Origin of the sequence: Hoyosella sp. YIM 151337 (assembly GCF_026041215.1) — a bacterium.
Lineage (GTDB): Bacteria > Actinomycetota > Actinomycetes > Mycobacteriales > Mycobacteriaceae > Hoyosella.
Map to the genome: position 1 here is coordinate 79,639 of NZ_JAPEIQ010000043.1, position 14,076 is coordinate 93,714.

Below are 14,076 nucleotides of genomic sequence, written 5' to 3' on the forward strand. Positions count from 1 at the left end.
TTTTCTCCTCGCTGCTAAGCCTTGATTCGCTTCATTTCTGGATCGACCAGCGGCTCATCGACGACGGTTGCGGCGATAACGCGGTCGAAGTACTGAATTTCGATCTGTGTTCCGGGTGTGGCCGCAGCGGGCAGCCACACGTAGGCAATTGGTTTTCCGACGGTGTGACCGAACGCTGCACTTGTTACGTAACCGGCGGGCTCGCCATGCATGAAGGCAGGTTCGTGCCCGAGAACGATGGACTTACCGTCGTCGACAGCGACGCAGGCCAGTCGTCGGGTCAGCGGTTTCTGCTTGATGCGCTGGATCGCTTCGCAGCCGATGTAGCCCTGCTTCTGTGCGCTGACGGAGAATCCCAGACCGGCTTCAAACGGGTTGTGCTCCGTAGTCATGTCCGATCCCCAGGCGCGGTAGCCCTTTTCGATGCGCAAACTGTTGAAGGCGGCCCGGCCTGCGGCAATCACGCCATATTGCTGACCCTCAGCCCATAGCGTGTCCCAGAGACGAAGGCCGTACTCGGCGGAGGTGTACAGCTCCCATCCGAGCTCGCCGACGTAGGAGAGGCGCATTGCTGTGACGGGGATGCCGTCGATCCAGACCTGCTTGGAGCGAAAGTACTTGAAGCTCTCGCCGCTGAAGTCGTCCGAGCTCAGTGCCTGTACCAGTTTGCGCGCCTGCGGACCCCACACCCCGATGCAGCAGGTGCCGCCAGTGATGTCCCGAATGATCACGCTGCCGTCAGAAGGTGACTGCCTGCGGAAATAGTCAACATCGAGGTTGCCGTTGGCGCCGATCTGAAAACTCGTCTCAGACAACCGGGCGACCGTGAGGTCGCTGCGAACGCCGCCCGCTTCGTCGAGCATCAGAGTGTAGGTAACGGAGCCGACAGACTTGTCCATCTTGCCCGTCGTAAGCCGGGTCAGGAACGCCAGTGCGCCAGGTCCACTGATTTCGACCCGTTTCAGCGGAGTCATGTCATACATGGCGACAGCGGTCCGGGTCCGCCACGCCTCCACAGCGGCGATTGGTGAAGAGAATTGCGCTGCCCATGCGTCTCGGGGAGGTGGCGTCCACTCGGGCGGCAGCTCGTCGAGTAGCCCTGCGTTCGCCTCGAACCACTGTGGGCGCTCCCAGCCACCGCTTTCGAGGAAGAACGCACCGAGTTCTTGCTGGCGCGCGTGGAACGGGCTTACGCGCAGGTTTCGCGGTGAGATGCGTGGCTGCAGTGGGTGCAGGACATCGTAGATTTCGACGAAGTTCTGCTGGCCGGTTTCACTCACGTACTCAGGGGAGGTCTGAATCGCTTCGAAGCGATGAACGTCGCAGCCGTGCAGCGAAATTTCGCTGCGGCCCTCGACGAGCAGCTGTGCGACTGAGCGTGCGACGCCGGCGGAGTGAGTCACCCAAACCGCTTCGGCGATCCAGAATCCCGCCACCTCAGGTGACTCGCCAACAACCGGGCCGCCGTCTGGCGTGAACGAGAAGACACCGTTGAAGCCCTCTTCGAGCTTTGTCGATTCGAGGCTTGGAATGAGCCTTTTGCATTCTGCCCAGGACGGTGCGAAGTCCTCTTCGGTGAACGGCAGCATCGAGGGCATGGCATTCGTGGTCACATCGTCGCTCTCAGCGAGATATCGCAGGTCCACCGGCATTGGCCGGTGGGCGTAGCTGCCGATTCCGAGACGGTCACCGTGCTCGCGGAAGTACAGATCCTGATCCTGGTGCCGCAAGATCGGCAGGCTGGCTTCCGCCAGTTCGCTGTTCTTGCCCACCAGTTCTGGGACCTGCCCGGTTTTCGCGTACTGATGGGCCAGAGGGAGGAGGGGCACACGCATCCCGACGAGTTCACCGACTGCAGGCCCCCAGAAACCCGCGCACGAGACGACGATGTCCGCGGGGAAGGTGCCGCGTGAAGTGACCACCCCAGTGACGTGGCCACCACTTTGTTCAATGCCAGTTACCTTGGTGGAGCCCTGGAATTCGGCTCCGCGCTGAGTGGCGCGACGGATGAGGGCGACGACCACCCGAGATGCCTTCGCCAGCCCGTCTGTCGGGACGTAGAGGCCACCGAGGATCTGGCTCTGATCGACGAGCGGATGGAGCTTGCCGCATTCCCGCGCGTCGAGTACGGCGGCGTCTGCAACCCCCCAAGAGGTGGCCCAGGCCTGTTTCCTGTGGAGGTCCGCGAGGCGCTCCTCTGTGGTGGCGACCTCAAGACCGCCGAGCTGACTGAAGCACCATTGGCCGTCGACGTCGAGGCTCATGAACTTCTCAACCGTGTAGCTTGCGAACTCGGTGAGTGCCTTCGACGCGTTGGTTTGAAAGACAAGACCGGGGGCGTGCGAGGTGGAGCCCCCGGTGAGCGGCAGCGGTCCCTGATCCAGAACGGTGATTCGGTCCCAGCCTCTCGCGGTGAGCTCGTCAGCCAAATTGGCTCCGACGATGCCGGCTCCGATTATCACTACGCGGGGTGACCTCATAGCGGTCCTCTCTGGTGTCTGGGATGCGCTTGTAGTGCGGCTGCCGCGGAATCTTTGATCTCAATGCAGCCCCACAGGTGGGGGACAACCCATTCGAACTCGCCGCTGCAGCGGTGGAACAGCAGGGATACGACTGATATATCAATACACTAAGTCTGATACTTTCATGCGTCAACCCCTCACTAGCTGCGACTTCGCGGATTCTTGAACGTTGCGGAATTGACGGTCTGAACCCGCCCAGAGTGCGCTAGGACGACGCGCCTACCGCTGTGTGCCCTTTGTTACAGTTGGGTTTCCCGGGCCTTACTGTCCAGTATCCTGAGTCTGATATGACTGATCTCGCTGGGTTTACGGACGCGCGCACCACGAATGGTGTCCAGTCGGTTGATCGTGCCCTGATAATCCTCGAAATTGTTGCCAGGCACGGCGAAGCTCGGGTGACGGACGTTGCCGCGGAACTCGGCGTTCATAAGTCCACCGCGTCTCGCCTCATTTCGGCGCTCGAGTCGAGAGGGTATCTCGCGCAGGTAAAAAGCCGCGGCCGGGTCCAGCTTGGAAGGTCGATTGTGCGACTGGCGCGATCCGCGGCACCGGACGGAGACCTTGTACGGCACAGTCAGGAATTCTGTGCGGTACTTGCTGGCGAGGTTGGCGAGACGGTCAACGTGTCCATTCTTGATGGCGACCGGGCGGTGTGCGTGGTGAAAGCGGATGGGCCATCTGGGGTTGCCGCCCACACCTGGGTTGGCCAGGGGAGCCCTGCGTATGCCACTTCGAGTGGCAAACTTTTGCTTTCTGAGCTGAACCAGGCGGAACTGGCGGAACGCCTCGCGGGTGGGTTGAGCGCGGTAACACCACGGACGATCACGGATTTCAATGAACTCTTGCGCGTCCTGGCTGACGTCCGCGAGCGGGGTTGGGCGGAGGCTGAAGAGGATCTGGAAGCAGGCCTCAACGCGGTATCGGTGCCGGTCCACGATTTCACGTCCAAAGTGGTAGCAGCCCTGAGTGTTTCGGGTCCTGCGTACCGGTTGAAGCCCGATGTTTTCGAGTCGGTGGCACGATCTGCCCGAGCCATCGCTGACCAGATCAGCAGCCGGCTCGGGTATCAGTCGGTGTAGGTCGGGGCTACGTAGCTAGCGCGGCTGTCTCAGGCCGGGGCTGGCAGTAAGCCTTGCTGAGCTGCTTCTTGTAGCGAGTGAACAAACGGACGTTATTCATCGCGAAGACTCCGGTTGGCACGCCGTCACGTTCGTAGACGACGACGAAGGTGCCCGATACGGGGTCGCCTTCTACCCAGCGGATCTGGTCTGCCTGTCCCCGGGCCCCCGCAAACTGCAGCATCTTTCCGTACTGGTGCGACCAGAAGTACGGTATCGCCGCGGGGCTGGGTGTTTTGCCCAAGATTGAATCCGCCGCGATGCCTGCTTGTGCTATCGCATTGCTCCAGTGTTCGCTGCGGTGGTGGGCGTTGGCCCACACATCGTAAGAGCGGGCGCAGTCACCAATGGCATACACCCCAGGCAGATTCGTTTGACCCGCTGTATCGGTGACGAAGCCGTCATCGATGAGGATTCCTGAGGATTCCGCCCATTCAACATTTGGAACGGCGCCGATCCCCACTAGTACGGTGTCGGCGGGCAATATGCGTCCGTCCGCAAGCTCAACCGCGTGGACCCGCTCATCACCCGCGAGTCTCGCGACAGCAACGCCCGTGACGAGGTCAACACCGTTGGCTGCGTGCTGGCTGGCGCAAATTGCGCCGAGTTCAGCTCCTAGCGGCCCGGCCAGCGGGGTCGGCGAGGCTTCCACGACAGTAACGTTCAGGCCCATGCTCACGGCGCTCGAGGCTACCTCCGCCCCGATAAAACCGGCACCCACGATGACCACGTTTCGCGACTGCCGCAACGAGGCGCGCAACTCCCTGGCATCGTCGAGACTGCGGAGAGTGTGGACTCCGCGGAGGCCGGAGCACCCCGGCAGCGTCCGCGCCCGCGCGCCAGTTGCGAGAATGACCACGTCTGCGCCGATGGTCTCGCCACCGGAAAAAGTCACGCGATAACCACCGCACTCTGCTGCGGACAATTCGGTGGCAGTGTGTGCCATGCGCCATTCGGCATCTAAAGCGGCGTCATCGCCACTCATCAGAGCGATGTCGTCTTCTGTAAGTGCACCCGTGAGAAAATCTTTTGACAACGGAGGGCGGTCATATGGGCCGGAGGGTTCGCTGCCTGCGACGGTCAGCCTTCCTGTGTATCCGCGTTCGCGCAGCGCACGGGCTGCTGAGAGTCCTGCGAGTGATGCGCCAACCACCAGAATCGAGGCGGGACCGCTTGCGGAGTAGGTCATTTCAGGCACCTCCCGTTGTCAGCTTCAGATAGATAACGCCGTCGAGGACGACAACTTCGTGCGTGCGCACGGCAATCTTTGCGGGCGGACCGGAAGGGACGCCGGTGCGCAAATCGAAACAAGCTTCGTGCAGTGGGCACTCCACCTTGCAGTCTTCGACCCAGCCATCGGCGAGTGACGCATCTTGGTGCGTGCAGGTGTCGTCGATCGCGAAGAGTCCTTCGTCTGTATGGAAGATTGAGACGGGGCTCATTCCGGGCGGAGTAATCGTCGTGACTTCACCCTCAGGCAACGCTGAAAGTTGGCAAACGGGCATTACCGCTGAGCCCGGCATCTGTTCGGGCAGGGCGGTGTGAGAGCGGTGGTCGAGAATCACTCTTACCTCCGGTGGGACTAGGGCCGAAACGGAGGTGCCGTGTTGCGTTATGTGCACTTGACGGCGCCTTACGCAACACAATGCGCTGCCGGTTGCCTGATGTCAAGACTTTTCGATACCAAATCGCATAGCCTTTAGTAATGGGGAAAGACCTGCATGGCACGCCGCCCCTTCCCGTGGAAGGGCGAGCAAAAACTGTGCATGCTGTCGAACGCGCACTGGACGTCTTGGAGCTCATCGCTGCCGAGGGGCGCTTAGGGGTGTCGGAGACTGCCGACCGGCTCGATGTCCACCGCTCCACCGTTGCCCGGCTGGTCACCTCGCTGCAGCAGCGGGGATTCGTTGAGGAGTCGGCCAATCGCGGCCAGTATCAGCTGGGATTCGCTGTCGTCCGATTGGCGGAGGCAACAGTCGCGCAGAGCGCGCTGGTTGAGTCTGCTCAACCGGAATGTGATCGTCTTGCTGAGCATTTAGGGGAAACGGTGAACCTCGCTGTGCTGGACCGGTCGTCGATAGTGAATGTGCTCGAGTGCCGGGGAGATCGGCGCGTTGCGGTGCGCACGTGGGTGGGTAAAGAGTCACCCGCTCACGCGACCGCCACCGGCAAGGTGCTGTTTTGCGAGATGTCACCTACCTATGTCGAGCAACGCATCGGATCGGCGTATGAGGAGTTCACTGCCCGGACGATTGTCGATATTGCGTCGCTCGCCAGGGAACTCTGGAAGGTGCGAGCAGGCGGGTGGGCAGCGACTGTTGAGGAGCTCGAAGAGGGCTTAACCTCTGTCGCCGTACCGGTGCGAAGCCCGGTGAGCAAACGAATCGTTGCTGCGCTCTGCGTGTCCGGACCGTCGTACCGGCTGCCGGAAGCGTGCTTCAGCGAGGTTGTCCAAGCGCTGTCCGATGCCGCCCTGCGTATCGAACAGAATCAGGTGGCGTAAGGCTGGCGCCAAAGCAGTACGGGTGTGATGATTGACACATCTCTAGCGCGGGAGTTAGTTTTGTATCGCGCATCTGGTCTCGCATAGTGCAACAAATGCCCAGCCGGTTCCTGTGCGCAACAAACTTCATGTTCAAGAAACCGCGGCCCGCGGCGAAGCCCCTTACGTCCCGCATTTCGCGCACACGCCGGGGCGGCCCGCACGAAGGAACGGTGGCACTATGGCTGCCTTTGGCGATCACGAAAATCTGACAGAGGAACGCATATGACCGCGTGGACATCACTGCGCAAACCAGTCTTCATCCCTGCCTCGCTCGCTATATTCGGTCTTATCGCATTCGCCGCCTTCTACGGCGGCACTGCCGAGGACGCATTCACTGCCCTCAACGGCGTGCTTGCCGACGGTGTCGGCTGGTGGTACGTCCTAGCGGCCACAGGCTTCGTGATTTTCGCGCTGTACTGCGCGTTCACGCGCATCGGCAAGCTGCGGCTGGGATGCGATAACGAAGAACCCGAGTTCGGCCTGCTTTCCTGGTTCGCCATGCTCTTCTCCGCAGGCATGGGTATTGGTCTGGTGTTCTACGGAGTCGCCGAGCCGTTGATGCACTACCTCACGCCCCCCGAGGCCGGTGGAGTTGCGGGTGGCACGGACGCTGCCGCGAATCAGGCTCTCGAAATCACGATGTTCCACTGGGGCCTGCATGCCTGGTCGATTTACGTAGTGATCGGCTTGGGGCTTGCATACATGACGTTCCGCAAAGGCCGGCCTCTCGCGGTCCGGTGGCTCCTCGAGCCGCTGCTCGGCCGTAAACGCGTCGAAGGCTGGATGGGGCACACGGTCGATGCCGTCGCGATCGTGGGAACGCTGTTTGGTGTCGCCACGTCGCTGGGTTTTGGTGTTCAGCAGATCATGGCGGGCCTCGAATACCTGGGCTGGATCGAATCGAACAACCTATGGATCCTGGGCGTTGTCGTTGTCATCACACTTATTGCCACGCTCTCCGTTGTATCCGGTGTGCACCGGGGCCTGAAGTGGCTCTCAAATACGAACATGACCCTCGCGGCACTGCTGGCCTTCTTCGTATTCGCGGTGGGTGCGACACTCTTCCTGCTGCAGGCGTGGGTCCAGAATCTCGGCAACTACGCGCAAGCGCTACCAGAATTGATGTTGCGAACTGCCCCGTTCTCCGACGATGGCTGGGCTGCCGCGTGGACAGTCTTCTACTGGGGCTGGTGGATCAGCTGGGCGCCCTTCGTCGGCATGTTCATCGCTCGGATCTCCCGGGGCCGCACTATTCGCGAGTTTGTGATGGGTGTTCTTATCGCTCCGACACTCGTCAGTTCGGTGTGGTTTACCGTCTTCGGTGACTCCGCGATTCTGCGGCAGCGCGAAGCTGGCGATGTGGCCCCCGGTGACAGTGTGACCGCGAGTACCGCGCTCTTCGCATACCTTGACACGCTTCCACTTGCCACCATCACCAGCATCCTGGCGATCTGCGTCGTGGTGTTCTTCTTCGTAACATCCTCGGACTCAGGGTCTTTGGTGGTCGACATCCTGGCCACGGGTGGGGCAATCGAAACGTCGAAGATCACTCGCACGTACTGGGCGGTGCTTGAAGGAGCAGCTGCCGCTGTCCTCTTGATCGTCGGCGGCAGTGAAGCACTCACTGCGCTGCAGACGGCGTCGATCGTCACGGCTCTGCCGTTCTCGATCATCATGGTGCTCGCGTGCTTCTCATTGCTGCGGGCCTTCCGATACGACGTGAGTCAGATGTCCAATTACGTGCACATGGTCGAGGTGTCCGCCCAGGGCGAGCAAAGCGCGGCGGCACCGGTGGCCGCACAATCCTTGCCGCCGCACCGCTCTGTGTGGCGCGGCGCGCGGGGAATCTCCGCATCGCTCGCGACTCTCGACACGCCGAGGCCAGTAAGCGGCGACCGCAACGGGACCGGTGGAACGGTGTACTCCCTGCGTCCGGTGGAGTCGTGTGACATCGTGATCGACCCCGCAACCGGTGCTGCGACAGTTGCGGAAAATGCAGTGGAGGACCCCCTTGCTGGGCAGGTGTTCGATACACCTGAGTTCGCGGCCTCGCATGAGGGGTCGCTACGGGCTGCGCCCCCGGACTCGGATCCTCCTACGAAGGTCAACTAGGCCGATTCTGGCCTAAGCATCCGGAGCGGCGGACTAAATCCATCTACGAGAGTCAACGGAAAACCCGATTCTGGCGCGGTTTTCGATGACGCTCGTAGATGAATTTGGGGTCAGGAGAGCAGGTCAGCGCACCGCTCACCGATCATCATCGCCGGTGCGTTGGTGTTGCCCCCGGTGATGCTCGGCATAATCGACGCATCGGCGACGCGAAGCCCTTCGACGCCGAGGACCTTGAGCTGGGGATCGACGACCGCACGTTCGTCAGTCCCCATCCGGCACGTGCCAACGGGGTGATACACCGAGTGGATGCGGGTGGGGAGCTCGCGCCGCAGCGCGGTCTCGCTGAGGAAGGCCGGCCCGGGCGCGAACTCGCCTCGGACCTCGTGGGCGATGTCTTTGTGCGCCATGACTTCCCTGATCAGCTGAATGCCTTCAACAAGGAGGTCGGCGTCCGCCGGTTCGGAGAGATACGCGGGATCAATGAGTGGTGCGGCGGTGGGGTCTGCCGATGCGAGCCGCACCTCGCCGCGGCTGTGCGGATAAATCAGGGTGGGAAAGATGGTCAGCGCTGGCCGGGTGTCGACTTTGTGCCGCACCGGCAGGTCTTGATTGGGCGTCGGATACGACCACGGGAGCGTATGAATCTGCAGGTCCGGCACAGTTGACGCGAATGAGGTGCGCAAGAAGCCCGCAGCTTCGAAGACGGTGCGTCCGAACCAGCTATTGCCGCGGGTGGATTCCTGCACCATGCCGGACAAGAAGTGCAGTGGTGTTCCGCGGTGCAGTGCGGAGGGCATCAGAAACGTCATCGGCACGAAGAGGTGGTCGTGCAGGTTCTTCCCGACTGGCAAGTTTTGCCGCACGCGGATGCCGAAGTCACGGAGCTGTTCGGCCGGTCCAATGCCGGAAAGCATGAGCAATTGGGGCGAGCCGAATACGCCTGCCGCGAGTATGACTTCTCTTGCAGCACTGATGATCCGGATTCCCGACTTGTCGAGCACCTCGACCCCGGTCGCACGATTTCCGGTGAAGGCGACTCGCGTTGCCGTCACGCCGGTTTCGACCGTGAGCCGCGGCGCGCCGCCCAGGTAGCCGCGCGACGAACTGTAGCGCAGACCGTTGCTGGCACTTTGCTGGAAGATCCCGATGCCCTCTTGTTCCGGGCCGTTGTAATCATCAATCAGCGGAGCGCCCGTTGTGGCAGCCAGCGCATCCATGAAACGCAGCGACGCATCCGTCACGTCCCGCTGGCGTGTGACCTTGATAGGTCCGCCTGCGCCGCGGTGTTCATCCGCGCCGCCTTCCCAGTCTTCGAGTCGCTTGTAGGCGGGCAGCACATCGTCGTAACTCCAGCCATCGCATCCCTCAGCAGCCCAGCTGTCATAGTTGGCCCGATTGCCACGGACGAACAGCATTCCGTTGATTGAGCTCGACCCACCGAGCACCTTGCCGCGAGTGTGCGGGATTTTGCGGTCTGCCGCGTGCTTCTGCGGCACCGTGTAGTAACCCCAGTCGAACCGTTTCTTGACCTGCGGCACCGTGTGCACGATCGAGATCATCCCGGGTGTCCGGACGAACCGGCTGCTGTCCTTGCGTCCCGCCTCGATCAGGGTGACGTTCGCGCCTTGCTCAGCCAGCCGCGACGCGACGACGCATCCCGCGCTGCCCGCGCCAACGACGACATAATCAGCTTCACTCATGGTGGCCTTCCTTAGACGATCTCTTCGGCAAGTCGCGTTCCGAGCGTGCGCAGCTGCGCGGTGGCGCCGCCTAATGCGAATTCTGCGCGCTTCGCGGCGACGAAGTAACGATGCAGCGGATAATCGGTGTCGATACCGACGCCGCCATGAATATGGACCGCGGTGTGCGCAACCCGGTGTCCGGCCTCCGCAGCCCAGAACTTTGCGGTCGCTAGCGCGTCGGCCGCATCGGCATCACCATCGCTCACCTGCCAGGCGGCCTGCCATAGCGTGAGCCGCACAGCTTCCACGTCGATGTAGGCGTCGGCCAGTCGCTGCCGCACCGCCTGGAACGAGCCGATGGGTTTGCCGAACTGCTCGCGAGTACGTGCGTAACTGCTCGTCATCTCGAGTGCGGTTTCGAGCGTGCCAAGCTGCTGGGCACATAGGCCCAACGTCAGATGCTGGCGCAGCCATGCTGGCGAACCGTTGCCGGGGTTCCCCAGCAGTGTGGATTCGCCGGCCTCAACGGCGTCAAGCTCCAGGTGCACGGCGCCGGAGCCGTCGGTGGTGTGCTGGTCTGTCAGCGTGGCGCCGTTCACATCGCGTGGTACACAGAAGAGCGCGTGTCCGTCGGGCGTTACCGCCTCGCACAGGAACGCGCTGGCGAACGAGCCATCGAGGATCGCCGTGTGGGAGCCTGACAGTCGCCAGCCGCCTGTTCCGCGTTCCGCAGTGAATGGCGCGGTGTCACCCTCGTCGGCGATCACCGGTGCCATCGTGGTGGTGCCGCGGACAACGGGTACGAGCCAACGCTCGAGCTGTTCTGGGCTTCCATATTTGGCTAGCGCGGCGGCTGCACCTGTGACTGTCGTCAGGTAAGGCACCGCAGCGCACGTCCGCCCGATCTCGATGAGGATGCTGCACTGTTCGAGGACCCCGAAACCAGCACCACCGACCGAACTGGGCAGCGCCGCGTCGACCAGTCCAGCGCTGGTCATCGTCTTCCACAACTCGTGATCAAAACCGCCGAGTGGCCTATCCGGATGTGCCGAATTCCATTCGCCCAGAACTTGTTTTGCCAGACTGGCCAGGTCACGCTGCGCTTCGGTGAGGGAGAAATCCATTGATGGTCCTATCGGGTAACGGGCAGGCGCAATGCGGTGGCGGCGATGATGTCACGCTGGATCTCGTTAGTGCCGCCGCCGAACGTGAGGATGAGCGCTGCCCGGTGCAGCCTTTCGATGCGGCCTTTGAGCAGAGCACCTGGGGAGTTATGGCGGATGACCGCGCCCGTACCGAGCACTTCCATCAGCAGACGGTACCCTTCGGTCGCGTACTCGGTGCCGAAGACTTTTGTCGCTGACGCTTCTGCCGGAGTGATCTCGCCGGTCTCGGCACCCCAGGCGGTCCGCCAGTTTCGGAGTTTCAAGTACTCGGCGTGTGCATGTACGCGCGCGAGGTGTAGCTGCACCCATTCGGACTCGATGACGCGGGAACCGTCGGGGCATTTGGTTTGTTGCGCCCATTGCCGAACCTGCCGCAGTGACTCTTGGAGAGGTGCTGCTGGTGTAAGGGCCACGCGTTCGTAGTTCAGCTGGTTGGTTATCAGGGGCCAGCCGTTGTTTTCCTGGCCAACGAGTGCTTCCGCGGAGACCCGGACATCGGTGTAATAGGTGGCGCTTGTGCCCGGACCGGCCACGGTGTGGACTTTTGTCCAGCTGAAGCCTGGCGTGGCGGTGGGAACGATAAAAATGGAAAGGCCCTTTTGCTTCGCAGCGTCCGGATCGGTACGTGCGGCGAGCCAGATGTAGTCGGCGTACTCGATGAGGCTCGTCCACATCTTCTGACCATTGATGACGTAGCTGTCACCATCGCGGACCGCCCTCGTTTTGAGTGACGCGAGGTCAGTGCCTGCCTCAGGTTCGGAGTATCCGATGGAGAAGTTGAGTTCGCCGGCAGCGATCTTCGGTAGGTAGAATCGTTTCTGATCTTCGGTGCCGTACCGCATGATCGTCGGCCCGATGGTATTAAGCGTCAGAAAGGGGATCGGCACCCCGGCGATCGCGGCTTCTTCGGTGAAAATAAGCTGCTCGATCATCGGCCGTGCCTGGCCGCCGTACTCCTCGGGCCATCCTGCGGCAAGCCATCGGTCGCGCCCGAGCTGGCGGATGATCTCCTTATATGCGGTGCCGTCGCCGTATTCTCCGCCCGCGGTTTCGAGGCCCTCGCGACGTTCTGGCGTCATGACGCTGGTGAAGTACTGACGCAGGTGGTCGCGCAGCGTCAACTGGTCGGTGGTGTAGCTGATGCGCATTCAGCGCCCTCTCTATCAACCCTCTTGTCCAAAACAAGAACACGTTCTACTCTAGCTATGAAACACGCTGTGGGAAATACCTATCCGAAAATTGCCGAACAACACGAGGCCAGGAGAGCGAGTGGGGAAACTCGAAGGAAGAGTCGCGGTCGTTACGGGCGCAGGTGCGGGACTTGGGCGCGCCGAAGCGCTCGCGCTCGCAGAGCAAGGGGCCCGCGTTGTCGTCAACGACCTGGCACCATCCGTGGCAGACGTCGCTGACGAGATCGAAGCGGCTGGTGGGAAAGCCCTCCACGTCAGCGGCGATATCTCTGAACGCGCCACCGCAGACGCAATCATCGCGGCGGCGAGCGAGCATTTCGGTGGACTTGACGTGCTTGTCAATAACGCCGGGGTCTTGCGCGACCGCATGCTCTTCAACATGTCCGACGAAGACTGGGACCTCGTCTTGCGGGTCCACTTGCGTGGACACTTTCTCCTCTCACGCAACGCTGCCGCATTGTGGCGGGCGCGTTCGAAGGAAACCGGCGCCCCGGTGAAAGCGAGTGTCATCAACACCGCCTCTGAAGCGTTCTTATTCGGCGCTGCGGGGCAACCGAACTACGCGGCCGCGAAGGCTGGAATCGCGGCCCTCACCGTTGCGACAGCGCGGAGTATGTCGCGATACGGCGTGCGGGCGAACGCCATATGCCCGCGCGCACGCACCGGCATGACGTCGGACGTCTTCGGTCCCGCACCCGAAACAGGGCTGGACAAGCTTTCCGTCGACCATGTCGCGCCGTTCGTGGCCTTCCTCGCGTCGGACGCCGCAGCGAAGATTTCGGGTCAGGTGTTCGTCGTGCACGGCGGAATGGTGACGTTGATGGCACCGCCGACAGTCGAAAAACGATTCGACGCAGCGGGCACACTCTGGTCTCAAGAGGAGATGGCGAGTTCAATCGGAGGGTACTTCGCTGATCGTGACCCGGCTCGCGTTTTCGCCGTGTCGGACTTGCCAGCGGAATGACGGAAAGAGGCAGCATGAGTCGACTAGCGGGCAAAGTAGCACTCATCACCGGCGCGGCACGCGGCCAGGGCGCCGCCGCGGCGCAAAGATTCGTCGCCGAGGGCGCAAAGGTAGTCATCACCGACGTCCTCGATACGGAAGGCAAACTGCTCGCCGAAGAACTGGGCGAATCGGCGGCATACATTCACCTCGACGTCTCCGACGAACAGAATTGGGCAGAAGCCGCCGAATTCACGACGACGCAGTTCGGCCAGCTCAACGTCCTGATGAACAACGCAGGAGTGCTGCACTTTTCGCGCCTTCAGGACACCAGGCTCGAAGACTACCGGCGCGTCATCAACATCAATCAGGTCGGAACATTCCTCGGAATGAAGACTGCTGTCGAGCCGATAAAGGCCGCTGGCGGCGGCTCGATCATCAACGTGTCCTCCGTTGAAGGCCTCGCCGGTATGCCGTTCGTGGTCGCTTACACCTCCAGCAAGTTCGCGATCCGGGGGATGACGAAAGTTGCCGCGCTTGAACTCGGAGAGTACGGAATCCGGGTCAACTCCATCCACCCTGGAATGATCGACACCAAGATGGTTCAGGACGCGGCCGGTGGTGCCGACGTCGACACCAGCTGGGTTGGTAAACGCGTCGCGCTCGGCAGAGTCGGCAAAGCCGTGGAGATTGCCAACGTCGCAGTCTTCCTCGCGAGCGACGAAAGCTCCTACTGCACAGGAGCAGAATTCGTCGCCGACGGCGGCGCCACCGCGACTCACGCGCTGAAGGTGTAAC

At 61.9% G+C, this 14,076-nt stretch carries 11 protein-coding genes; 5 read left to right on the forward strand and 6 right to left on the reverse strand.

Going from position 1 to position 14,076, the window contains the following annotated elements; translation table 11 throughout:
* Window positions 1–14: 14 nt before the first annotated feature.
* Window positions 15–2,480 (reverse strand): FAD-dependent oxidoreductase, encoded by a 2,466-nt coding sequence (locus ONR57_RS20745; RefSeq protein ID WP_265125611.1) that lies wholly within the window; start codon window positions 2,478–2,480, stop codon window positions 15–17.
* A 329-nt stretch (window positions 2,481–2,809) separates the two neighbouring features.
* Here ONR57_RS20745 and ONR57_RS20750 point away from each other — a divergent pair, with 329 nt between their 5' ends.
* On the forward strand, window positions 2,810–3,601 hold the full coding sequence (locus ONR57_RS20750) for an IclR family transcriptional regulator (protein ID WP_265125612.1): 792 nt from the start codon (window positions 2,810–2,812) through the stop codon (window positions 3,599–3,601).
* A gap of 7 nt (window positions 3,602–3,608) precedes the next feature.
* Here the strand turns inward: ONR57_RS20750 and ONR57_RS20755 are convergent, their stop codons facing one another.
* Entirely contained in the window at window positions 3,609–4,829 is a 1,221-nt protein-coding gene (locus tag ONR57_RS20755) for an NAD(P)/FAD-dependent oxidoreductase (protein ID WP_265125613.1), read from the reverse strand.
* A 1-nt stretch (window position 4,830) separates the two neighbouring features.
* Window positions 4,831–5,163: a bifunctional 3-phenylpropionate/cinnamic acid dioxygenase ferredoxin subunit gene (locus ONR57_RS20760; protein ID WP_265125678.1), complete on the reverse strand. Its 333-nt coding sequence runs from the start codon at window positions 5,161–5,163 to the stop codon at window positions 4,831–4,833.
* 182 nt (window positions 5,164–5,345) lie between these two features.
* Between ONR57_RS20760 and ONR57_RS20765 the strand changes: the two genes are divergently transcribed.
* Together ONR57_RS20765 and ONR57_RS20770 are read left to right on the forward strand one after the other, a co-directional pair.
* Window positions 5,346–6,143, forward strand: a complete 798-nt coding sequence (locus ONR57_RS20765) for an IclR family transcriptional regulator (protein WP_265125614.1) — start codon at window positions 5,346–5,348, stop codon at window positions 6,141–6,143.
* 264 nt (window positions 6,144–6,407) lie between these two features.
* Window positions 6,408–8,297: a BCCT family transporter gene (locus ONR57_RS20770; protein WP_265125615.1), complete on the forward strand. Its 1,890-nt coding sequence runs from the start codon at window positions 6,408–6,410 to the stop codon at window positions 8,295–8,297.
* Window positions 8,298–8,407: 110 nt separating this feature from the next.
* Here the strand turns inward: ONR57_RS20770 and ONR57_RS20775 are convergent, their stop codons facing one another.
* From ONR57_RS20775 to ONR57_RS20785, 3 genes are read right to left on the reverse strand one after another with little or no spacing between them, the layout of a single operon-like run.
* The gene (locus tag ONR57_RS20775) at window positions 8,408–9,997 is read right to left on the reverse strand and encodes a GMC family oxidoreductase (RefSeq protein WP_265125616.1); all 1,590 of its coding nucleotides are present in this window, start codon (window positions 9,995–9,997) and stop codon (window positions 8,408–8,410) included.
* Between the two features lie 11 nt (window positions 9,998–10,008).
* Window positions 10,009–11,103, reverse strand: coding sequence for an acyl-CoA dehydrogenase family protein (locus tag ONR57_RS20780; protein WP_265125617.1), 1,095 nt, complete (start codon window positions 11,101–11,103; stop codon window positions 10,009–10,011).
* A gap of 8 nt (window positions 11,104–11,111) precedes the next feature.
* A complete protein-coding gene (locus ONR57_RS20785) occupies window positions 11,112–12,293 on the reverse strand; it encodes an acyl-CoA dehydrogenase family protein (RefSeq protein ID WP_265125618.1) in 1,182 nt (393 codons plus the stop codon).
* Window positions 12,294–12,414: 121 nt separating this feature from the next.
* On the opposite strand from ONR57_RS20785, the gene ONR57_RS20790 reads away from it, so the two are divergent.
* Together ONR57_RS20790 and ONR57_RS20795 are read left to right on the forward strand one after the other, a co-directional pair.
* A complete protein-coding gene (locus ONR57_RS20790; RefSeq protein ID WP_265125619.1) occupies window positions 12,415–13,299 on the forward strand; it encodes a 3-oxoacyl-ACP reductase in 885 nt (294 codons plus the stop codon).
* A gap of 14 nt (window positions 13,300–13,313) precedes the next feature.
* Complete coding sequence (locus tag ONR57_RS20795; RefSeq protein ID WP_265125620.1) at window positions 13,314–14,075, forward strand: glucose 1-dehydrogenase; 762 nt, start codon at window positions 13,314–13,316, stop codon at window positions 14,073–14,075.
* The last annotated feature ends 1 nt before the right edge of the window (window position 14,076 follow it).

Coding starts and splice junctions, on each gene's coding strand:
- ONR57_RS20775 (WP_265125616.1), bottom strand. CDS start 9,997: ATGAGTGAAGCTGATTATGTCGTCGTTGGCGCGGGCAGCGCGGGATGC.
- ONR57_RS20750 (WP_265125612.1), top strand. CDS start 2,810: ATGACTGATCTCGCTGGGTTTACGGACGCGCGCACCACGAATGGTGTC.
- ONR57_RS20760 (WP_265125678.1), bottom strand. CDS start 5,163: ATGCCGGGCTCAGCGGTAATGCCCGTTTGCCAACTTTCAGCGTTGCCT.
- ONR57_RS20785 (WP_265125618.1), bottom strand. CDS start 12,293: ATGCGCATCAGCTACACCACCGACCAGTTGACGCTGCGCGACCACCTG.
- ONR57_RS20770 (WP_265125615.1), top strand. CDS start 6,408: ATGACCGCGTGGACATCACTGCGCAAACCAGTCTTCATCCCTGCCTCG.
- ONR57_RS20795 (WP_265125620.1), top strand. CDS start 13,314: ATGAGTCGACTAGCGGGCAAAGTAGCACTCATCACCGGCGCGGCACGC.
- ONR57_RS20780 (WP_265125617.1), bottom strand. CDS start 11,103: ATGGATTTCTCCCTCACCGAAGCGCAGCGTGACCTGGCCAGTCTGGCA.
- ONR57_RS20755 (WP_265125613.1), bottom strand. CDS start 4,829: ATGACCTACTCCGCAAGCGGTCCCGCCTCGATTCTGGTGGTTGGCGCA.
- ONR57_RS20765 (WP_265125614.1), top strand. CDS start 5,346: ATGGGGAAAGACCTGCATGGCACGCCGCCCCTTCCCGTGGAAGGGCGA.
- ONR57_RS20745 (WP_265125611.1), bottom strand. CDS start 2,480: ATGAGGTCACCCCGCGTAGTGATAATCGGAGCCGGCATCGTCGGAGCC.